Genomic DNA, 20833 nt, shown 5'->3' with positions numbered 1-20833 from the left:
AAAATGAGCATTGGTATATCCTATCAACGAAAAAATTGGGCTGAACCTAAACTTTGAGAAATATTTTAATGGTTAGACGAGCTGAATCCTGAAAAGGTTATAATCCCTGCTGTCATAAGCTTACTTAAATGTCGTGTCAACTGCTAACTTAAACAGTTGGGACGGCTTTTTGGTTTCTCTAATTCACTGAGTCATTATCACTATCCATTATTAACGCGTTGTTACAAAACGACTAGGAATCACTTGAATTGACCCCCACAAAATATACAATTGGTGATGATTGCGGCTGATTTTGTGAACGGTCAGTCGACAGGTCTCAACCAGTATCGGTGTCAAAAAAAGTGAGGATGGATGAGATGTCGTTAGCCCAGCTAGAAGCGGTTTTGCTGTGGATTACCGGTTTCGCGGTCGTGACCCTAGTGGTGACGGTGGCGATTTATTTTTGGTATTCGCGGAAGAATTCGAATAACTATTTGGAGAATAAGGAAATCCCCTTGCGATACTTTATTCAAAAGCAGGTCGACTTTCGCGGGCAGACGACTGGTTACGAGTGCCTCTTGCGGCAACACAATGCGGATGGTTCTTGGTCCTTACCGGATAAACTGGATTCCTTGCCCCTGCAACGGGTGATCTTTCTGTTAGAGGATACGTTCAAGGCGCTCCCCACGGAACCGATTACGCTGTCCATCAACCTGGAGTACGATCAGATTCTCAGTCCAGATTTTCATTACTTTGTCCGCTGGGCCATTTCAAAGATCACGCCCATGAATCTGGCGATTGAGTATACCGCTAGCGGGCAGGAAAGTCGGCTGAAACGTCATCTGTTTTTAAAACGGATTCGGGATGCACGGGCTTACGGCATGCGATTTGACGTGGATAACGTGGGCTCCAGCCTGGATAATCTGAAGCACATTAAGTGGCTCTTGCCCCAGATTGACTCTCTGAAATGCTCCATGCGCAGTTTTCGGAAGACGGATCCGTCCGTCTGGCTGGACTTGAACTTACAGTATTGGAACCGGCTGTCTCAGGAAAACCACATCCAACTCATTTTGATGGGTGTCGAGAATGAGGCTGATGAAAAATTAGCCGAGCAATTGAAAATTCGGGTGCGTCAAGGTTACCGGTTTGGCCGGCCAGCGAACCCCCGGGAGGAACGACAATGACAGAGAAAAATGACACGCAACAGCAGACGATTACCCAGGTGAAACAACAACTGTATACAGATGACTACTTTGAAAAGGGCCACTGGGGACTCAAGCTTCGGCAGACACTGGTCGCCATCTTTGGCTGGATTTGTGTGACCGTTCCGGTTGTCGTCACGGTCTGTTCTTTCTGGGCGGCATACAACCCGAAGATTCCCCATCTTTGGTCGTACAGCGAGGGGATTTTTGAAATTAAATTCATTGGCATCCTGTTGTTATTTGCCTTTGTGATGGTCTCTCTGTTTGCGGTGGGGATGACCATTATTCAAAACCGGAAGCGCGAGCGGGTCGTTGAACAATGGCCTACCTTCAATCCCATCAATCAGAAAAAACGGGAAACGGAACTGGAAAAATTTATGGACGAACGCTTTGGTGACGAAGAATTTCGGCATAACGTCCGCACCTATCAGGTTAAACCAGAGCAGAATTTAGACACTGATCAGATTCATGATCTCTACAGGAAGCACGATTTAAATGATTTGGATGAATAGGGGGAGCCATGTTTAATGTTTTCATTAACAGCATTTTAAAAGCGACGCTGGGTCAAACGATTCTGAATATTTTTCTCCTCATCCTGTGCCTGTATCCGGTGGTCGGCTCTTTCTTTTGGTTCGCTGGAGCGTTGTCCTACCGGTTCTTGAAGACCAACAAACGTGACGATGATTGGCAGGAGATTCCAGCTGCTAAACAACCCATGATTACCATCATGATTCCGGCCCATAACGAAGAAGTCATGATTGAAGAGACCATCACTTATTTGTTTGAACGACTGAACTACACGAACTTTGAAGTGCTGGTGATGAACGACGGTTCAAGCGACGACACCGGGAAATTTTTGCTCGGCTGCAGCAGAAATATCCGCGGCTACGTACCGTTGAAATTTTGAAAAACAAAGGTAAAGCGCACGCCTTTAACATTGGCATGTACTTTGCCAAGGGTGAGTACATCTTGAGTAATGATGCGGACACGATTCCCGAACCTGACGCGCTGATGAAATATATGAATTTCTTCATGCGGGACCGCGACATGAACACCTCGGCGGTTACTGCCAATATGGACGTGCAGAACCGGACCAGTCTGCTGGGTAAATCACAAACGGTCGAGTTCACGAGTATTGTGGGTGTTATCAAACGGAGTCAGACCGCCATCAACGATTCGATGTACGCTTACAGTGGTGCCAACACACTGTACAAGAAGGATTTTTTGATTGACGTTGGCGGTTTCCGGCAGAACCGGGCCACGGAGGACATTAGTATCGCTTGGGATCATCAGATGATTGGGGCGGTGCCGCGGTTTGCGCCAAACGTCATTTTTCACATGAATGTGCCAGAGACGATTCATGACCTCTATAAGCAACGGAAACGATGGGCTCAAGGTGGCACCGAAGTCTGGTTAACCAACATCAAAAAATTTCTACTACATCCGATTGAACACCGGTACCAAATGTCCATGTTTGTTGACTCAACGCTGTCAATCATCTGGTCGTTCTTTTTTACGCTGACCACGCTATCGTTCGTTGGCACCATGGGGTACTTCCTGTTTACAGGAGATTTTGAACGGGTGATGCATGGGATTGATATTTCATTTGTGTTTGTGACGTTTGAATTGTTTGCGGGTTTCATGCAGCTGCTGGCGGCGTTACTGCTTGACCATCATGGCATCAAGCTGAAGTATTTGCTCTTTGCGCCGCTGTACATGCTGTTTTATTGGATGGTGAATCCAATCACGGTGGTCATGACGTTTATCCCGGCCCTGAAGACGATTCTGGGCTTCGGCTCGGGCACCTGGGTGAGTCCCAAACGCAAATCGCTGCAGAAAAAATGAGACTTGACTTGTGATCGTATCGGCAACAACAAAGTCAGTGACAGCAGCAAATTGTATCAAGCAAGTAACAACCGTATCCCTACAATTTCACTATCAGAAAATTTGTAAGAGATTCCCCGTTGTCCTGAAAACGATGTGTGGTATGGTTAGAAGAATGGAAAAATTTATCACGGCATATTGGGAGGTTTTCAAATGGACATCGACGAACATCAACAGTGGTTAGTGAACTTTTACAAGCAACGAAATTGGTACGACTACTCGCCCTTTATTCATTTGAATTTCTTAACGGAAGAGGTTGGTGAGCTTGCTCGGGCGGTTCGCGCCATTGAAATTGGGCGTGACCATCCGGGGGAAACCCACCAGACACCGGCAGCGCTGAACGCCAATTTGAACGAAGAATTGGCGGATGTGATGGATCAGGTGCTGATGGTTGCCAGTCAGTACAACATTGACCCGCAGGAACTCTTACAAGCCAGTCAGGATAAATTAACGGCCCGGTTCCACACTGAAAATTAGTTCAAAAAAATGGTAGGCGTCTTTCCTCGGATGAGGAAGGGCGTCTACCATTTTTCGTTGAAAGACCATTGCATTGGAAAGCAACAGCACTGAGGTTGTTTTTTAACAATTAGCGTCGTTCAATCGCCAACAAGAACGGTGGCGTGTGAACCTGGTTAATAAAGCCGTACTGCAGGACCTGATACGTTTTCTGTGGCAGTTGCTGGCAGAAATCGACTACGGCGTTTCGTTCAGTTTGGCCGCCGGGATGGCCCGCGTAGACCACCAGGATAATGCGGCCGCCCCGTGGTAAATGCGGTAAAATGGCCTCAACTGCGGTCAGGGTAGTGGCCGGGTGGGTGATAACTGATTTGTCTCCACCAGGTAAATAGCCCAGGTTGAAGACCGCCGCCGTGACGGATTCGTCCGCGGCTAAGTAATCAGCTACGTGTTCGTGACCCGTCGCGTGAAGGTCGACTTGAGCGCCCAGACCGGTTAACATCAGCTGTTGGGCGGTTGCATCAAGCGCGGCCTGTTGAATATCAAAGCCGATGACCCGGCCAGTCCTGCCAACCAGGTTAGCGAGAAAAATCGTATCGTGACCCTTGCCAACGGTAGCATCCACCACGGTGTCGCCCGGCCCGACGACTTCATTTAAAAGCGTGTGACTATAAGTTAAGGCATTTGGCAAATTCATTTATAAAGCATCTCCATAACGGGTGAGGAACCATTGCGTCAAGGTTAACAGAACGAAGCCCAGTGACCAGCCAGCAATGACGTCGGTTGGATAGTGGACGCCAACGTAGACACGGGATACTCCGATTACGACAATCCAGATACTGAGGCAAATCGTCAGGACCCAGCGCCAATTTCGATGTTTCCGCAAGGACCAGCCAAGAAGGACAATCAGCGAGCCCCACAGCAGCATTGCCGTAATGGAATGGCCGCTGGGGAAGCTATAGGAGCTGGCGGAAACCAGCCGGTCAACGGTTGGTCGTGGGCGTTGGACCAGATGTTTCAGGACACTATTGCCCAGGCCGGCCCAAATCAAGACGTTGAATCCTAAGAAAAGGGCGCCCCGGTAGCGCCGAGCGATAATGAAACCAGCCACCAGTAGTAAGGTGATCCACGTCACTGGCTGGGGGTTACCAGATTTGGTGACGTGAATGATGGCCTGCGTGAGACCGGTGGGAAGGGGCTGGCGAATCCAACTGATGAGCAGTTGGTCGAGACCCTTAATCCATGACTGTTGCAGGACAACTCCAAGTAAATCAATGAGAAAGATAGCCCCGGCCGCCCAGGTGAAGCGCCAACGGGTTTTTGAAATGGTCGTCAAAGGATGACCTCCTATTACATTTGAAATTAAGACCCGGTCAAAGCCCCGGCCGAGTATGTACGGAGTTGTGACTCTTCACAATCACCGCTTGATCACAAAATTAGTATAGCACAGGGGGCTGACAAATTCGGGGGTTGGTGCAAGTCATGACCAAAAATTAAACTGCTGGTGTTACTTGAGGGCGTATTGGTTAATAAGCGGCATAAGTAGCTTGCTTACCTAGGTGGTACAGGACCCTTGAAGATTGCAAGGGGAGTTTCCGAGTACAACCGCCGTTTTGAACGGGCGCAACAGTTACCTGGGATTAGCGAACGGCCAGCCAGTCGTTAGCCACAAGTCACACCAATCTTTTAGCGAAAAAACCAGTGACTCCCTTGCTTTTCCCGAGGGGGTTTGCTAAGATGAAAACAATCTGATTAAGCAAAGACGTTGATGAGAAGTAGTAGTTCGACCGGGTATCAAGTAAGCGGATGGTCGCTGTGAATCCGTTACCTAGTTTGACGAACTTGTCTCTGAGTCTTCTCCGCTGCAAAGTGGGCGTTTGGCGACGTTATCAGCCATTAGAGCCCCAGGCCAATCCTGGGGAAATGTAGGTGGTACCGCGCTGACACGCCCTACAGAAGCTGAATTATGGGCTTCTGGGGGCTTTTTTTGTGGCGCAACGTTGAAAATGAGAAAGGGAGCGAGCAATTTGGCTTACAAACACCAAATAATTGAACACAAATGGCAACACTACTGGCGGGTCAATGAAACGTTTAAGACCTCTGACAACCAAAGCAAACCGAAGTATTACGTGATGGACATGTTCCCATACCCTTCAGGTCAAGGACTCCACGTGGGTCATCCCGAAGGTTACACGGCAACCGACATCATGGCCCGGTTGAAACGGATGCAGGGCTTCAACGTCTTGCACCCAATGGGTTGGGATGCTTTTGGCCTTCCCGCAGAACAGTACGCCTTGAAGACGGGGCACAACCCCAAGGACTTCACTGCGCACAATATCAAAAACTTTAAACGTCAAATTCGGTCACTCGGTTTCTCTTACGACTGGAGTCGCGAGGTCAACACGACCGACGAATCCTTCTACAAGTGGACTCAGTGGATCTTTGAACAAATGTACAAAAAGGGTCTGGCCTACGAAGACAAAATCATGGTCAACTGGGCACCCGACTTTATGGGCGGGACCGTTGTGGCCAATGAAGAAGTCATCGACGGTAAGACTGAACGGGGTGGCTATCCCGTTTACCGGGTACCAATGCGCCAGTGGGTCTTGAAGATTACGGCGTACGCTGACCGGTTGCTGGATGACTTGGACGACCTGGATTGGCCGGACAGCATCAAGGAAATGCAACGCAACTGGATTGGCCGTTCTGAAGGTGCCAGCGTCTTCTTCCCAGTTGATGGTCAGGCCGACACGAAGGTCGAGGTCTACACGACCCGGCCTGACACGTTGTTTGGGGCCACTTACATGGTCTTGGCACCAGAACATGCGCTGGTTGACCAGATTACCACGCCAGAACACGCCGAAGAGGTCAAGGCTTACAAGGCTGCCATTGACAGCAAATCGGACCTCGAACGGACTGACTTGAACAAAGACAAGACGGGCGTCTTCACCGGTGCCTACGGGATTAACCCCATGAGTGGTGAGAAATTGCCAATTTGGATCGGGGATTACGTCCTCGCTTCTTACGGGACGGGGGCCATCATGGCCGTTCCCGCGCACGACGACCGGGACAATGAATTTGCGCAGAAATTCAAGTTACCAATCGTGCAAGTGATTGCTGGGGATGACGATACGGACGTGCAGACGGCCGCTTACACGGGTGACGGCAAGCATATCAATTCGGACTTCCTGAATGGCTTGAACAAGAAGGATGCCATCGCGGCCGCTATCGACTGGTTGGAAGAACACAAGGCTGGCCACAAGAAGGTTAACTTCCGATTGCGCGATTGGATCTTCTCGCGCCAACGCTACTGGGGTGAACCAATTCCCGTTATTCACTGGGAAGACGGCGAAACCACGTTGGTTCCCGAAGACGAATTGCCACTCAAGTTGCCCGCAGCTAAGCAACTCGAACCCTCTGGAACCGGCGAGAGTCCACTGGCGAACCTAGACGACTGGGTCAACGTGGTGGACGAGAATGGTCGCAAAGGGAAACGCGAGACCAACACCATGCCACAGTGGGCTGGGAGCTCTTGGTACTTCCTGCGCTACATCGATCCGCATAACGATGAAGCCATTGCCGATCCTGACAAATTGAAGTACTGGATGCCAGTCGACCTCTACATTGGTGGCGCTGAACATGCCGTTCTGCATTTGCTGTACGCCCGGTTCTGGCACAAGTTCCTGTACGATATCGGTGTGGTCCCAACCAAGGAACCTTTCCAGAAGTTGGTCAACCAAGGGATGATTCTTGGCACGAACCACGAAAAGATGTCCAAGTCCAAGGGCAACGTCATCAACCCCGACGAAATTGTCGAAAAGGTTGGGGCCGATACACTTCGTCTGTACGAAATGTTTATGGGGCCGTTAGAGGCGTCGAAGCCATGGAGTACGGAAGGTATCAATGGGTCCAAGCGTTGGCTTGACCGCGTTTGGCGTCTGTTGATCGACGACAACAACCATCTGCGTGATCGCGTAACGATGATCAACGATGGCACGTTGGATAAGATTTACAACCAAACGGTTAAGACGGTCAGTGAAGACCTCGAAGCCATGCGGTTCAACGTGGCCATTTCTCAGTTGATGGTCTTCGTTAATGAGGCTTACAAGGCTGACAGTCTGCCATTGATCTACATGGAAGGCTTCGTCAAAATGATTTCGCCAATCGTACCGCACATTGCCGAAGAACTTTGGGCATTGATGGGTCACGACGAAACCATTGCCTACGCCAAGTGGCCAACGTTTGACCCTAAGCAATTGGTTGAAGACGTGGTTGAGCTGGTCGTTCAGGTCAACGGCAAGGTCCGGGCGCACTTAAAGGTAGCTAAGGATGCTGCGAAGGACGACATTGAGTCCCAAGCTTTGGCGGACGAAACGGTCAAATTGCACACGGATGGCAAGACTGTTCGGAAGGTCATCGTTGTGCCGGGCAAACTGGTCAACATCGTTGCCAACTAGGGATTGGTGCTTGCCAGCAGGTGACTTTTACGAAAATTAATTTCTAAATAAAAACACTTAGTGCCAGTCACTTTCCTAAGGGGAAGCGGCTGGCACTTTTTGATTGGCAAGAATGGGGCCGATGGGGACAATGAAGGTAACCCGCGAAAAATGGCGGAGTCTTGTAAAAGATGAGAAAAAGGTTAGGATAAAGTAATAATATTCTAATTTTAGTGAGACGAGGGGGAGGTTGAAATGTGGCGTAAGCTAAAAATTCTCAGTCGCTTTGAATTGCGGCAAACGTGGGATGATAAGGGCATCCTGTTCTACACGCTAATTTGTCCGTCCATTTACTTTGTGATTGTGACGTTTAGTTCCGGGGGCCATCCATTTGGCTTGCATAACTTGGCCTACCAATTGCTCGGGTACTGGGCCTACATTATTTTGGTGGGTGTGTTAAATGGCTTTCAATTTGGTCTGATTGGGATGCGGGAAAATAATTTTCTCAAGATGTTCACGATTATTGCGGGGGACAAACGGTTAATTTTCTATAGCAATTTGCTGGTACAGGTGGTTTTTGTACAGATTGAGGTTGTGTTGTTTGATCTCATCGTTCTGATCTTGAATCCGGCGTCTCTGAGTCTGGTGCCCATGATGGTGGGTGGATTCCTGTTGAACTTCATCTTAATTCCGATTGTGGCCGGTTTCAGTAATTTCATTTTGCTGTTGCCGCTCAAGATGAATGTCATGTCGCTGCTCATGATGGGGTACATTTTTTTGGGGATGCTCCTGATTAACCTGCCGTATCAACAGAACTCGCTGTTAAATATCGTGTTGACGATTCTGAGTCCGTTCTCCTATCTCATCAACTTTTACGTCAACGCCTTGCGGGTAATCAGTCAACCGACCTTGTTAAACGTTGCCTTACTGGGGATTGTCGCGCTAGTCTATCTCACAGTTGGCTACTACCCAGTTCGTCACATGAAGCTCCAGTCGTACACCAGTCGGTACTAGGAGGTGCTTTATGAAAATTGAAAATTTTTCATACCAATTACCGGATGGCTGCCAGCTCTTTGACCACCTGTCCGCCACGTTTGAACCAGGAAAAATTAATATTCTTCTAGGCGTCAACGGCGTCGGCAAGAACACCTTGCTAGATTTCATTGCCGGGGTAAGTGAGCGGCACAACCTGCCATTTACGAATTTTCCACTGATGAACCAGGTTGCCTACCAAATGCAAGGCGCACCGTTTACCGGAACGGCAACGGTTGCGGAGACGATTCAGATGATGGTGGATCTGGACCAGCCGGACGGTCGTTTTGAGTCAGAACAATTGCCAGCCATTCTCCAGCCGATTGCGCAGACGCATTTCCGCGATTTATCTGGTGGCCAGCGACGGTTGGTTACGCTGATTGGCGTCTGCCAATTGAAACGGGAATTGTACCTGTTTGATGAGCCGGAGAGTGGGCTGGACGTGAAAGTGGCGGTCAAGGTCATTGATCAGATTAGCCAACTGGCAGCCCGCGGCAAAACCATTATTATGACAACTCACCAGTTTCGAAATTTACCCACTGAAAATGTACGGCTCTTAGTTTTGGCTGGCAAGGGGATTGTGTTTAGTGGTACACCGGCCGAGCTGATGGCAGAAACCCAGACTGATAGTTTGGAAGCAGCGTATTTAAAGACGGACTCATAGCGAAAGAAGGAATTCGGATGGCAGATTCACCAGTAATTTTAACGATCGACGTGACGGCGACAGAATTAGCTGAGATTGATGTGTTGATCGATCAAGGGGTGGTCCATTCCCGCGAAGACTTTTTAAACCGGGCCGTTCGCCAGGAACTTGAACGGAACAGAGCCATTATTCAAACGGTTAGTGCAGAGGAACCCCACGGTAAGTCTTTGGATACATTAGTTGGCAGCTATACGTATACCGATCAGGATATTTTAGAGCAGTTAAAACAGGGTACCCGGAGCAAGTTGTTTATCATTGGCCATTTGAATTTGTCAAAAATTACGAACGAGGGGAACTTGTTCAAAGCGATTAAGACAATCACCGTGGTCGGCAAGCTAACGGCAAGTCCTACCGTGGTGGCCCATTACCAGGGCTCGTAGCGTGCACCAGAACCGACGAGTGCTTCAGTAATAAATCTAGGGATAACAAAAGAGACTGTGGAATTTTTCTCGCAGCCTCTTCGTGTATTTAGGAATCATTTATTTTGCTGTCGGGCTCGTCAATTCGGTATTTACCGTCGACGATGGCGTACAAAGGTGAAGAAATGGAGGATGCTGGCCAGCAAAACGTAGAAGATGACGACGAAGGTCGCATAAGTCAGCCAGAACTTACCAGCCGTGAAGACGCCGAACCACCAGGCTTGGAGGCCCATCGTTGCCAGTGCCATGATGGCAATCATGAAGAACAAGAGTATGTAGCGTTTCAAGGTATTATCATCCTTTCGTGGTCGGTCGGCAATTTTTTTGCCTAGCCGGTGACACTCAGTGAGCTTCTCTGGGCGGGGCGCTTCGGTTCCCCAGGTGCCGGTACCGACAAATTCGCCAACCTTGATCAAGCCGGCACCAGTCAGGATACGATCGATGGTGACGAAGGTCTGATCGGTGATGCCGGTGAAAAAGTTTTCCGTCGAACTGATGAAACAGGTGGTCATGCTCAAATAATGTTTGTCCTTATATTTGCCGGGTAACGTGTCAGCCACGGAGTTCATCCGCACCAGCCGAAACCGCATGCAATCGAAGAATTGTTTCATCACCCCAGCCATGCCGCCCCAATAGGTTGGCACGCAGACAATCCAAAAATCACTGGCGGCCATTTTGGCTTCGATTTCGTCCAATGCGGGGCAGGGTTTTTCCTTGGTGTCGGGGTAAATATCGTAATCCCGTAGGAAAACGGTCTCAACTTCGGCCGAAGCTGGCAGACTGTCCAAGACGGCCTGAAGGTAGCCCGCGGTGATACCTTGGCGTTCATGACTGCCTAACAATGCTAAATAACGCAAATAGAATCGCCTCACTTTTCTGTGACGACTTGCGTGCTTGGCGCAAACTAGTGGCCTATGTAAATCGTTCTGTTGGAAATCTGCCACCACGCAAAGTCGTTCATAGACTTAGTATACCGCATTGAACTACGGAAAAACGTGATAAAGACTGACTTAGCAGGCGATAAGGGCATTTCTCATCACAGTGAATGGTCCAGCTAACAGGGGGACACAAAATTAGTTGGGAGTCGCCACCTGCGGCTGCCAGAGATTCCGCCTGCTGTGGGGACCGCCTGCGGCCTGAGAAGCGGTCCTCCGGCTCGGTTTGAAGCCTGTCAAAATTCGCCAGTCTCCAAACGCGTCCCACGCTGTAAGCTGGTTCCCAGCTAACACCGTCGTCACAGCTACCCCCATCTCTGTCCTCCTTCGGTTAAGATAGGTTTTTCAACATGACGTTGATGTGACCATCGCTGGGCTGGAAACGTTTGTCCACCATAATTGGTCAAAGTCTATGTAGGCGTGAGTGAGCCAGATTTAGGCTCAGCCGTGGGATTTTCCATGTGGTCTTCCTTGGAAAATGGCGACTTTGAAACGCGGGCTTGGCGGTTCAAAGCGAGGTCCAAGACCGCTCTTTGGCTTGGGCCGTCCTGCCCACAGCGTTCCAGCCTAAATTTGGTGAACGGTAAGCCGGCGGGTTTGCTGAATGTATCTTTTGTAAGCATTAATTATGTCCTTAGCCAGAGAAAAAAATAAATCCCCACCGGCCACTGGCCAACGGGGGAAGAAAAAATCTATAGAATTTCAGTTAAAATAGCAAAGAAACGACGACTGACGACCGTTTCTTGGCCGCTCTTAGAAAGTTGATACTTCAGTAGATGTCGGTCAAATTCGTGGAAGAAGACGCTAGCCATAGTTTGATAATCGCTATCGTTAGTCTGATCAATCCGCTTGAAACTGCGCCAGGTGGAATAGATTAATTGAGCATCCGGAATTGCGGCTAACTCGGGAAAGTGGGCCCGAATACTCTTTGTCATGGTTACGACTTGCTTTGCCCGTTCTGGTGACATCTGCATCTTTGGCGCTGCGGTGGTCCCAGCTGTTGCTTGCGTCATATTGGCATTCCTCCTTGAAAAATTACTGTTTCTCGACTAACTCAAGCATACCACTTGTTCAGGCTTTACGGTAAGCGAGACGCTGAGAAAGACGAATAATTTGGAAAACTTTACCGAAACCTGTCAATTCACCGGGAAATCCTATGGTATAATATTTGTTTGATTAGCTTGGATTTTTTCGAGCTGGAAAAACGTTGAATTTAAGAAATTGAAAGTAGGGTGTCAAATGGCGGCAAGGTCAGATCAAACCGGAAACCGAGGAAGTGCACAGGATCAAATGGTTGCCGGCTCAGCGTGGATGACTGGGGGAAGTATTTTCTCCCGTATTCTCGGCGCAGTTTACATTATCCCCTGGAACATTTGGTTTGGGGCATTTTACCTGCAAGGAAACGCGTTATATGGGAAGGGGTATAACATCTACAGCTTCTTCCTGATTGCGGCAATTGCGGGGGTGCCCTCTGCGATTGCCAAGCAGGTGGCGCACTACAATGCGTTGAACGAATACGGTATCAGTGTGCGGTTGTACAAACGCGGTTTGGAAATCGCCATTGTAACGGGAATTTCTATTGCCTTACTGATGTACTTTGGGGCGCCACTCTTCACGGGTGGGGACCCCCATCTGGTACCCGTGCTCCATTCCTTGGCCTGGGCCATCCTGATTATCCCAACGATGAGTCTGACGCGGGGGTACTTTCAAGGCTTCCAGCAAATGGCGCCATCGGCCATCTCCCAATTTGTGGAGCAACTGGTTCGAGTGGCCTATATGCTGATTACGGCCTTCATTATCATGCGGGTACTAAATGGCAACTGGGTTACCGCGGTTTCCCAGTCGACATTTGCTGCAGCCATTGGGGCCTTAGGCGGTCTGATTATCCTAGGGGTTTACTACTGGCGTCGGCGGCACTACTTCCGCGAGTTAGTCGCGAATAGTAACAATGAACTGGTCGTGCCCGCCAATCAACTCTACAAAGAAATCATTGCCCAAGCGGTGCCGTTCATTGTTTTGGGTGCCGGTATTACGATTTTTCAATTGATTGACCAATACACCTTTGCCCCCATCATGCACATGGCGGGCGACTACACGGATGCCCACCTGAACGACTTATTCGCGCTGTTCGGGGTGAACGCTAACAAATTAATTATGATTACGATTTCCCTTGCCTCGGCTTTGGCCGTAACGGTAGTCCCATTGCTGTCGGAGTCATACACACGGGGAAATAAAAAAGAAATTTCGGCACAACTGTCTAACGCGTTTCTGATGTTTGAATTTGTCATGATTCCCAGTGCGCTAGGGATGTCGGCCATTGCTAGCCCACTGAACTTGGTCTTCTATGGTCGGGCACACGCAGCGTTGGCGGCCTCCATTTTGGCTTTCTCGTCGTATCTGTCCATTTTACTGGGGCTCTACACGGTGGTTTCCGCGCTCATGCAGGGAATTTCACAGAACAAACGCGCCGTTCGTTACTTTTTAGTCGGAACAGTGGTGAAATTTATTGTCCAGTGGCCGTTGGTTTACTTCTTCGGGGCCTTTGGACCGTTGATTGCCACGGGGCTCGGCTTCACCGTTACGTGTTACTTAATCATTCATTCATTAGATATGCAATTTGGCATCAATTTTGCCCACATTGCCAAGAAGACGAACGGTATTTTGTTAACGTCGATTGGGACCTACGTGCTCGCCCGGTTGGTTGCTTGGATTGGCGCCTTTAGTGGCAGTCAGGGTCGGGTGATTAACTTTGTGATTGTGATGGCGGCGGTACTGGTTGCGGGATACTTCTACGTGTACGTAGTTTTGCGAACCCGGTTAGCGGACACCATTATGGGACCACGAATGGCTGGTCTGCGGCGACGGTTACACATTCGTTAGAGGAGGTCAAGGACGATGAACATCGAACGTTATTTAACGGAGCACCGGCAGGGAACACCGGGACAAATTTTCCGGTTGTTGCGTCAGGGACGGGTAACTGTCAATGATTTGGTAGTGGATACCCCGCGTGAAAATGTGTCTGCGGCGGATCAGGTACGGGTTGACGGGATGGCCGTAACCGGTCGTCAGCCGCAATACCTCATTTTTAACAAACCGGTTGGGTTTACGTTGGAGCTGGAACCGACCAGTCAGCGTAGCCTGGGTAGCTTGCTAAATGCCTTGGATCAACAACGCACGCTAATGACTTCGGCGGATTTGCCCAAGGAAGCAGCGGGGATGGTCGTTGTCAGTGATGATGACCATTTCCTGACTGAAGTTGCTCAGGCTGATTGGCCGAACACGTTGCAGGTCAGCTTAAATGGCACGACGGTACCGGATTTACCAGTCAACGCAGCGTTCAGTCGGGTAACAACTCGTGTGGACACGGTGCATCAAAGTGTGACCGTGACCTTGGTCACTCGGGATATTGGGGCTGGAATCGCCGTGCTCACGGCTTTGCCAAATGTCAACGGGCCGGTGAACCGAATCGCACTGGGGGCATTGGCACTGCCAGTTGACCTGCCCGTTGGCACGTATCGCGGCCTGTTCGACGATGAAATTGATGCCGTGAGTTCCTTAACGACGCAGGAAACAACAGAAAAATAATCAGGGGGGATTGAGCGGTGGCATGCCAGCAAATGGCGGCGCACCGATCAATCCTTTTTTGATGCTCAAGTTCGAAATGACAGTTTGGGCTCCCCGTGCTAAACTAGCGCTAAAAGAACTGACAGATAAGGAGCACCTACGATGAAAACTTATGGGATTGGTGAGGTCGCCAAGATGATGGATCTCTCCGTTGAAGCTATTCGGTACTACGACCACGCTGGCCTGTTACCGTTTGTGAAACGAGATAGTGGTGGCCGGCGGCGGTTTACGGACGATAACGTCCAATTGATGCGGATGATCTTGGATTTGAAACGGGCAGGGGTCCCGATTAAGGAAATTGCTTACTTCGTTTCCTGGCGGATGGACGGGGATGATTCCCTGGACCAACGCTATGATTTCCTGGATCAACATGAGAAAGTATTGGAACAGCAGATTTCGCAGCTGGAGGATTCTTTGGCCTATCTGCGGTTTAAAAAATGGTATTACAAAACGGCAGCGGCGGCGGGAACCGAAAGCATTCACCTGTTGCCAGATTCCAAGCAAGTCGATCCGCTGACCTACCGGGAATATCAGCAGTTGCGGCAGGCCGGGCACTCGGCGGAAGCGCTTGGAAATAAAGAACAGGATTAATCTGGCAGATGCCGTAAAAAATCGAACTGATGCCTTGACCTATAGTTAACTTCAGCTTGTAAGATAACTCCCATCAACTTATTTAAAAATTGTTTGGGAGTGATTGGATGATTTTACTCGCGTTAATTCCAGTTTTAATGGGTAGTGGCCTGGCAATGCAGACGGCCGTCAACTCAAAGTTACGGCAATATGTGGGCTCACCTTATTTGGCCTCGACCGTGTCATTTACGATTGGGGCGCTCTTTCTAATCGGCCTGACGGTTGCTTCGGGCGTGACGCCCTGGATTGCGGCCAGCACCTTCGCTGACAACCCGTGGTGGATTTGGTTGGGCGGGCTCCTCGGCGTCTTGGGGATGACGGTTAATTTACTCTTGTTTCCCCGGCTAGGTAGCATTCAGACGGCGGTTTTACCGTTGTTTGGGCAGATTATTATGGGCGTTCTGATTGATCAGTTTGGTTTGTTTAGTTCCCCGCAGTCGGGGTTAACCTGGATCAAAGCGTTCGGCATTCTGCTGGTAACAGTGGGGATGGTTGTCACGACGGGAATGGTCAGCAGTACCCAAGCTCAGAGAAATGGGAAACAGAGTCACAACTTGTTCTTGCAACTCTTAGGGATTGGTTCTGGTTTCCTGATGGCCAGTCAGACAGCGATCAATGGGCATCTGGGCGTCGTCTTAGGCTCCTCCGTTCACGCGGCAATGGTGTCGTTTACCGTGGGCGCGGTGTTACTCTTTGTGTTGTTAGCGGTGTTACGCTTACCACTGACGGCGTTACGACCAGCCATTCACGCTGGCGGACATTTCTGGTGGATCTGGCTGGGTGGCTTCCTGGGCGCACTGTACGTCTTTGGCAGCGCCTGGCTGGTTCCGCAGATTGGGACGGGGCAGGTCGTGGTGATTGCCTTGTTTGGTCAGCTCTTCTTCAGTGCACTGATAGATCACTTTGGCCTGTTTGAATCCCTGGTCAATCGCGTAGCTCTGACACGAGTGCTGGGACTAATCACCATGTTCTTAGGCGTTGCCAGCATTCACTTCTTGTAGTGAGTCGTTTTTAAAACTAAAAATCCATGCAAAAGGGAATCGCGACCAGTCAGTTATTGACCTTTCCAAATCATTTCATTAAAATTGAATTAGGCTTTTACTATATTTTAATGAAAAAAGAACTCAATTCAGGACTGAAGGGCAACAACGATGGGCGAGCGGTTTCTATCCGCTAGACGTATTTTTTCACGCGACCAATTGGCCAGTGGTGATTGATGTGTTGGTGAGGGGGCCGGTGTTCCTGTGGTTGGTGTACCAGTTTGTTTGGCTACGTGGATTGAAGAACTACATGAGTTCAGCAGGATAAAGTTCAGCAGGATAAGGAACGGATAGGGGGATTAGCTTGAAAATGGGATTGAATCCGGATCAATTTGCGTTGGTCCGGGTAGGCAGTAAGACGATTGAAATTCGGTTAAATGATGAGAAACGGCGTCGCCTGCAGGTGGGCGACCTCATTTGTTTCTGTAACGTGGCGGACGAGACACAACGGGTCGTCAAGCGTGTGAAGAGTCTGCGACAATTTGCGACCTTTGCCGACCTCTACAGTCACTATTCACCGGGCAGTGTGGGCAGCGCGGCGACAGATGATATCGCTCAGATGGTGGCCGACACGTATACGATTTACTCGCCGAAACAAGAACGACGGTGGGGCGTGGTGGCGATTGGCATTTAGAATTGGCTGGCAGCATTTAATTAATAAAGTAAAATGGCGCCTGGTAATCTTTATCAGATTACTAAGCGTCATTTTAGCATTGCGTAGTTTGAAATTTAGTGTTTAATGTCCTGCCAAACGCTCATTTGACCATTCGTTCTATTTGCCCAGGCATCGTCTGGAATTCGCTTCAGTTGCGCTGGTTGCTACGAGATATCTTGATTTTCAAAGTAGGGTAGCCCCTCGTCGTTTGGCGTCACGGTTCCTTTTTGCTTTGAGAAAATAGCGTCAAGTCATGAACGTTGGCAATGGCCTAATTCTTCGCTTCATGTTGTTTCATAAACGTTGGCAGTGTGGCGGCAATCTGACTGGGCAAGACCACGTACTGGGTCTGGGCCAGCTCTTCCGCAATGGCGCTGTGGGTGTAGACCGCAGCGCAAACGGCGGGATCCGTGGGATGAAATTGGGCAACAAACCCGCCAATCATACCGGCTAGGGTGTCACCCATGCCGCCGGTCGCCTGTGCTGGCGTGCCTAGGGGATTTTGATAGGTCGCGTCTGCCGTGTAGATCTCGGTCCGGTGCGACTTGACCACCACCGTGGCGTGTAAGCGATCCACTGCCGCACGATTCGTTGTTTCAGTTTGTGATGAAATTTTAATGCCACTCAGGCGTTGCCACTCCATTTGATGCGGTGTAAAAATCAGGTGTGCTTGGGGCAGGGCCAGGTGGTCTTGGGCAACCAGGGTGATGGCTGAGCCGTCGATCACCAGCGCTTGGTCGGGCACAATCGCGCTAAACACATTGGCTAAAATGGCCTGCGCCTGATTATCGGTGCCGAGTCCGGGGCCAATCACAACAACGTCCGTTCCCTTGACTAGTTCCTGCGTCTGGGCAAAGTCGCTGATGTCAGCGAACATTGCCTCTGGCAAACGCGCATGCAGACTGCCCTGATTACTGGCATCCGTGATGGTGGTGACCAGACCGGCACCGGCGTAAACGGCCGCGGCACTGGCCATCAGAATGGCGCCACCAAAGTTACGGTTACCACCAATCAAGGTGATGCGGCCATAAGTACCTTTATAACTGTCGGCGGGCCGTGAGTGAATCACATCGGTTAAAATTTTAGGGGTTAATGTTTCCATGAGAAATGGACCTCCTCGTCATCTCCCTTGAGTATAGCACGCTGGTCTAATGAAAAAGTGGTGCGCTTTGCATACCGGCCTAAATAATCATCAAAATGAGTGTTGTGGCCGACCGAAACCCGTTTGTTAGATAGCGCCTTCATGAGAAAAATTTCGTCGATGAAATCGGCTTACATTTGGGGGCCGGTATGCTAAAATTAGATTTAGTATACTTGGTGTGTATTCGTTATGAACGACAGTGAAGGCTCGTGACAAGATTCACGGGCTGGTGAGACACCAGCGTATCCTCGGACGTTAGGTCCCAATAAAATGAAGGAGGTCCAATCATGGCAATTGATTGGCAAAAGCTATCTGAACAGTACCAAGAGGACTACCTTGCAGACTTAACCACGTTGGTCGGCATCGACAGTGCTCGTGATGATTCACAAGCCACCGATGAGTACCCACTGGGTCCCGGTCCGGCTAAAGCTTTGATTGCATTTTTAGGCTTAGCAGAACGCGACGGATTTAAAACGAAAAATTTAGACAATTTAGTCGGTTACGTGGAATTTGGTGAGGGCGATGACACCTTAGCCATCTTAGGCCACGCGGACGTGATGCCTGCTGGTAAGGGTTGGCACACCGATGCCTTTTCGCTGACCGAAAAAGACGGCAACCTGTACGGTCGGGGAACTTCCGACGACAAGGGACCTTCATTGGCTGCTTACTATGGGTTAAAGATGTTAAAGGACCAAGGCATTCTGCCGAAGATGACCATTCGCTTTATTATCGGAACCGATGAGGAAAGTGATTGGACGGGGATGAACCATTACCTCGACCTTGAACCAGCCCCAACGTTAGGGTTCTCACCGGATGCTGAATTCCCTCTGATCAACGGTGAAAAAGGGAACGTGACCTTCACCACTACCTTTGCCGGAACCAATGGTAATGACGTGACCCTGAGTGAATTCGACGCTGGGTTGCGGGAAAACATGGTTCCTCGGGACGCTGAAGCGACGGTGAAAGTCGCTGACGGGGCCAAAGTGGTTGCCGACTTTAACGACTTCTTGGCTAGTGCACCAGTCACTGGTGAAGCCTCTGTGGCCGCTGATGGCGTGCATTTTCACGTGGTAGGTAAAGCCGCTCACGGGATGGAACCCAAGAATGGGATTAATGCCGGGACCTATTTGGCTACTTTCCTCAACACCTTGAACTTCGGTGGGGACGCTGCGGACTTCTTGAGCCTGTTGGCCAATGAACTCCACGACGATTCACGGGCCCACAAACTCGGAATTGCGTTCACCGACCAAGTCATGGGTGACTTAACCATGAACGTCGGGATTCAACAATTTACGGCCGATCAGAGTGCCTTGATCAACACCAACCTCCGTTACCCAACCGGGACGGGCGCCGCTGACATCCAGGCTGGCTTGGAAAAGGCGACGGCCAATATGGCAGTTACCATCAAGCAAGGCCGCGAAATGGTTCCCCATTATGTTGACCCTAGTGATCCAATCGTTGCCACGTTAATGGACGTTTACCGGCAACAGACCGGTGACATGGATGCCCAACCAGAAGTTGTTGGTGGGGGGACTTACGGTCGTTTAATGAAGCGTGGTGTGGCCTTTGGGGCGTTGTTCCCAGGTACGGCCGACACGATGCATCAAGCCGATGAATTTCAACCCAAGGCCGACCTATTGAAGGCGATGGCTATTTACGGTCAGGCGATTTACGAATTAACTAAGTAAGCCGCCTAGTCCGGCGAAGGAGTGAGAGAAATGGCCGCAGAATATAAGCATATTTTAGTGGGGGTCGACGGTTCCCGACAGGCTCGCCGCACATTGGACAAGGCAATTGCCGTGGCTGTGCGGAATGAGGCTGAATTAATCATCGTCACGATCATGAGTGGCGGCGATTACGTTGGCTTGGGTAGCGACACCCAGGTTGGGTTCGGTTACGTTGACCAACAGGTGATGGATGAAGCCCGTCAGGATTTAGAGGCTCAGGTCGATAAATATCGCCGCAAAGCTCAGGATGCTGGCGTCAAGCAAGTCGTTACCGCTGTTTTCTACGGTCACGCCAAAGTCGACTTAGCGCGGACGCTACCGAAAGAGTATCATGCGGATCTGATCATGCTTGGGGCGACCGGGGTAAACGTGGTCGAACGCATGCTGATGGGATCCACGGCCAGTTACGTGGTGGCCAATGCCATCTGCGACGTGCTGATTGTGCGGACCGACATCCATAATCAGGCTGGCAAAGCGACGCAGTTACCAACTGAATAAGACTTTAAAAGGACGAGACCCGCATCACTGGGGTCTCGTCCTTTGTGTTTAGGTTGAAAGTGCAAAATCAGTCGAGGCCAGTCACCTGCGGCTGCCAGAGATTCCGGCGTCTGTGGGGAGCGCCTGCGGCCTGAGAAGCGGTCCTCCGGCTCGGTTTAGAGCCTGACAAAACTCGTCAGTCTCCAAACGCGTCCCACGCTGTAAGCTGAGAATTTCACTCAGCAAACACCGTCGACACAGCTGCCTGCATCTCTGGCCTCCTCCGGTTTTGATTGTTTTTCAACCTGACAGTGATGATTATTGCGGGACTGGCAACTTTTGTCTACGATAACTAGCTACAGTCTATGTAGGCGTGAGTGAGTCAAGTTTTGGCCGGAATGCTGTCGTAAAAAAGTGGTTCTAAAATATCTGTTGTTGGTAATCAAATGAATTTGATTACTGGCAACGGATATTTTTGTATAATCAAAGAATG

At 50.0% G+C, this 20833-nt stretch carries 20 protein-coding genes and 1 pseudogene; 16 read left to right on the top strand and 5 right to left on the bottom strand.

The annotated features are described in order from the left end of the window. Positions 1–356: 356 nt before the first annotated feature. From EKM99_RS13400 to EKM99_RS13385, 4 genes and pseudogenes are all read left to right on the top strand, one after another. The gene (locus EKM99_RS13400) at positions 357–1163 is read left to right on the top strand and encodes an EAL domain-containing protein (RefSeq protein WP_125583935.1); all 807 of its coding nucleotides are present in this window, start codon (positions 357–359) and stop codon (positions 1161–1163) included. Beyond that, positions 1160–1693: a hypothetical protein gene (locus EKM99_RS13395; RefSeq protein ID WP_125583920.1), complete on the top strand. Its 534-nt coding sequence runs from the start codon at positions 1160–1162 to the stop codon at positions 1691–1693. The genes EKM99_RS13400 and EKM99_RS13395 overlap by 4 nt, the downstream gene beginning before the upstream one ends. A gap of 8 nt (positions 1694–1701) precedes the next feature. Beyond that, positions 1702–3026, top strand: a pseudogene (locus EKM99_RS13390) (glycosyltransferase family 2 protein). Positions 3027–3218: 192 nt separating this feature from the next. After that, on the top strand, positions 3219–3542 hold the full coding sequence (locus EKM99_RS13385; RefSeq protein ID WP_125583919.1) for a MazG nucleotide pyrophosphohydrolase domain-containing protein: 324 nt from the start codon (positions 3219–3221) through the stop codon (positions 3540–3542). 109 nt (positions 3543–3651) lie between these two features. Here EKM99_RS13385 and EKM99_RS13380 read toward each other — a convergent pair whose 3' ends face one another. Together EKM99_RS13380 and EKM99_RS13375 are read right to left on the bottom strand one after the other, a co-directional pair. Beyond that, positions 3652–4218, bottom strand: a complete 567-nt coding sequence (locus EKM99_RS13380) for a class I SAM-dependent methyltransferase (RefSeq protein ID WP_125583918.1) — start codon at positions 4216–4218, stop codon at positions 3652–3654. Beyond that, positions 4219–4857: a phosphatase PAP2 family protein gene (locus EKM99_RS13375; RefSeq protein ID WP_125583917.1), complete on the bottom strand. Its 639-nt coding sequence runs from the start codon at positions 4855–4857 to the stop codon at positions 4219–4221. Positions 4858–5548: 691 nt separating this feature from the next. Between EKM99_RS13375 and leuS the strand changes: the two genes are divergently transcribed. The 4 genes from leuS (at position 5549) to EKM99_RS13355 (ending at position 10072) form a co-directional block, all read left to right on the top strand. Then, positions 5549–7978, top strand: coding sequence for a leucine--tRNA ligase (gene leuS / locus EKM99_RS13370; RefSeq protein WP_125583916.1), 2430 nt, complete (start codon positions 5549–5551; stop codon positions 7976–7978). Positions 7979–8212: 234 nt separating this feature from the next. After that, positions 8213–8971: a hypothetical protein gene (locus tag EKM99_RS13365; RefSeq protein WP_125583915.1), complete on the top strand. Its 759-nt coding sequence runs from the start codon at positions 8213–8215 to the stop codon at positions 8969–8971. 10 nt (positions 8972–8981) lie between these two features. After that, positions 8982–9653 carry an AAA family ATPase gene (locus EKM99_RS13360; protein ID WP_125583914.1) on the top strand — a complete coding sequence of 224 codons (672 nt, stop codon included), beginning with the start codon at positions 8982–8984 and terminating at the stop codon, positions 9651–9653. 17 nt (positions 9654–9670) lie between these two features. Continuing rightward, complete coding sequence (locus tag EKM99_RS13355) at positions 9671–10072, top strand: hypothetical protein (RefSeq protein ID WP_125583913.1); 402 nt, start codon at positions 9671–9673, stop codon at positions 10070–10072. A 131-nt stretch (positions 10073–10203) separates the two neighbouring features. On the opposite strand, the gene EKM99_RS13350 is transcribed toward EKM99_RS13355, so the two are convergent. Both EKM99_RS13350 and EKM99_RS13345 read right to left on the bottom strand, forming a co-directional pair. Next, positions 10204–10968 (bottom strand): flavodoxin family protein, encoded by a 765-nt coding sequence (locus EKM99_RS13350; RefSeq protein WP_125583912.1) that lies wholly within the window; start codon positions 10966–10968, stop codon positions 10204–10206. 770 nt (positions 10969–11738) lie between these two features. Beyond that, entirely contained in the window at positions 11739–12059 is a 321-nt protein-coding gene (locus tag EKM99_RS13345) for a hypothetical protein (RefSeq protein ID WP_125583911.1), read from the bottom strand. 226 nt (positions 12060–12285) lie between these two features. On the opposite strand from EKM99_RS13345, the gene EKM99_RS13340 reads away from it, so the two are divergent. From EKM99_RS13340 to EKM99_RS13320, 6 genes are all read left to right on the top strand, one after another. Continuing rightward, positions 12286–13926, top strand: a complete 1641-nt coding sequence (locus tag EKM99_RS13340) for a putative polysaccharide biosynthesis protein (RefSeq protein ID WP_125583910.1) — start codon at positions 12286–12288, stop codon at positions 13924–13926. Between the two features lie 15 nt (positions 13927–13941). Next, complete coding sequence (locus EKM99_RS13335; protein ID WP_125583909.1) at positions 13942–14631, top strand: pseudouridine synthase domain-containing protein; 690 nt, start codon at positions 13942–13944, stop codon at positions 14629–14631. A 141-nt stretch (positions 14632–14772) separates the two neighbouring features. Continuing rightward, entirely contained in the window at positions 14773–15261 is a 489-nt protein-coding gene (locus EKM99_RS13330) for a MerR family transcriptional regulator (protein WP_125583908.1), read from the top strand. 107 nt (positions 15262–15368) lie between these two features. Beyond that, positions 15369–16301, top strand: a complete 933-nt coding sequence (locus tag EKM99_RS13325) for a DMT family transporter (RefSeq protein ID WP_125583907.1) — start codon at positions 15369–15371, stop codon at positions 16299–16301. A gap of 26 nt (positions 16302–16327) precedes the next feature. After that, positions 16328–16477 carry a hypothetical protein gene (locus tag EKM99_RS15890; protein ID WP_164511613.1) on the top strand — a complete coding sequence of 50 codons (150 nt, stop codon included), beginning with the start codon at positions 16328–16330 and terminating at the stop codon, positions 16475–16477. A 167-nt stretch (positions 16478–16644) separates the two neighbouring features. Then, positions 16645–16974, top strand: coding sequence for an ASCH domain-containing protein (locus tag EKM99_RS13320; protein WP_164511612.1), 330 nt, complete (start codon positions 16645–16647; stop codon positions 16972–16974). A 292-nt stretch (positions 16975–17266) separates the two neighbouring features. Here EKM99_RS13320 and EKM99_RS13315 read toward each other — a convergent pair whose 3' ends face one another. Beyond that, positions 17267–18097: an NAD(P)H-hydrate dehydratase gene (locus EKM99_RS13315; protein WP_125583906.1), complete on the bottom strand. Its 831-nt coding sequence runs from the start codon at positions 18095–18097 to the stop codon at positions 17267–17269. A 326-nt stretch (positions 18098–18423) separates the two neighbouring features. Between EKM99_RS13315 and pepV the strand changes: the two genes are divergently transcribed. Then, the gene (gene pepV / locus EKM99_RS13310; protein WP_125583905.1) at positions 18424–19824 is read left to right on the top strand and encodes a dipeptidase PepV; all 1401 of its coding nucleotides are present in this window, start codon (positions 18424–18426) and stop codon (positions 19822–19824) included. A gap of 30 nt (positions 19825–19854) precedes the next feature. Then, a complete protein-coding gene (locus EKM99_RS13305) occupies positions 19855–20361 on the top strand; it encodes a universal stress protein (protein ID WP_125583904.1) in 507 nt (168 codons plus the stop codon). The last annotated feature ends 472 nt before the right edge of the window (positions 20362–20833 follow it).

It is taken from the genome of Levilactobacillus cerevisiae (assembly GCF_003946245.1).
Classification (GTDB): Bacteria; Bacillota; Bacilli; order Lactobacillales; family Lactobacillaceae; genus Levilactobacillus; species Levilactobacillus cerevisiae.
Note: the sequence above shows the minus strand (reverse complement) of the source record. Positions and strands in the feature narration are given on the sequence as shown.

What these genes read in the sequence shown, in the direction of transcription:
- EKM99_RS13360 (WP_125583914.1), top strand. Translation starts at nt 8,982, where the DNA reads ATGAAAATTGAAAATTTTTCATACCAATTACCGGATGGCTGCCAGCTC.
- EKM99_RS13395 (WP_125583920.1), top strand. Translation starts at nt 1,160, where the DNA reads ATGACAGAGAAAAATGACACGCAACAGCAGACGATTACCCAGGTGAAA.
- EKM99_RS13400 (WP_125583935.1), top strand. Translation starts at nt 357, where the DNA reads ATGTCGTTAGCCCAGCTAGAAGCGGTTTTGCTGTGGATTACCGGTTTC.
- EKM99_RS13340 (WP_125583910.1), top strand. Translation starts at nt 12,286, where the DNA reads ATGGCGGCAAGGTCAGATCAAACCGGAAACCGAGGAAGTGCACAGGAT.
- EKM99_RS13325 (WP_125583907.1), top strand. Translation starts at nt 15,369, where the DNA reads ATGATTTTACTCGCGTTAATTCCAGTTTTAATGGGTAGTGGCCTGGCA.
- EKM99_RS13305 (WP_125583904.1), top strand. Translation starts at nt 19,855, where the DNA reads ATGGCCGCAGAATATAAGCATATTTTAGTGGGGGTCGACGGTTCCCGA.
- EKM99_RS13315 (WP_125583906.1), bottom strand. Translation starts at nt 18,097, where the DNA reads ATGGAAACATTAACCCCTAAAATTTTAACCGATGTGATTCACTCACGG.
- EKM99_RS13330 (WP_125583908.1), top strand. Translation starts at nt 14,773, where the DNA reads ATGAAAACTTATGGGATTGGTGAGGTCGCCAAGATGATGGATCTCTCC.
- EKM99_RS13365 (WP_125583915.1), top strand. Translation starts at nt 8,213, where the DNA reads ATGTGGCGTAAGCTAAAAATTCTCAGTCGCTTTGAATTGCGGCAAACG.
- EKM99_RS13385 (WP_125583919.1), top strand. Translation starts at nt 3,219, where the DNA reads ATGGACATCGACGAACATCAACAGTGGTTAGTGAACTTTTACAAGCAA.
- EKM99_RS15890 (WP_164511613.1), top strand. Translation starts at nt 16,328, where the DNA reads ATGCAAAAGGGAATCGCGACCAGTCAGTTATTGACCTTTCCAAATCAT.
- pepV (WP_125583905.1), top strand. Translation starts at nt 18,424, where the DNA reads ATGGCAATTGATTGGCAAAAGCTATCTGAACAGTACCAAGAGGACTAC.
- EKM99_RS13345 (WP_125583911.1), bottom strand. Translation starts at nt 12,059, where the DNA reads ATGACGCAAGCAACAGCTGGGACCACCGCAGCGCCAAAGATGCAGATG.
- EKM99_RS13355 (WP_125583913.1), top strand. Translation starts at nt 9,671, where the DNA reads ATGGCAGATTCACCAGTAATTTTAACGATCGACGTGACGGCGACAGAA.
- EKM99_RS13380 (WP_125583918.1), bottom strand. Translation starts at nt 4,218, where the DNA reads ATGAATTTGCCAAATGCCTTAACTTATAGTCACACGCTTTTAAATGAA.
- EKM99_RS13335 (WP_125583909.1), top strand. Translation starts at nt 13,942, where the DNA reads ATGAACATCGAACGTTATTTAACGGAGCACCGGCAGGGAACACCGGGA.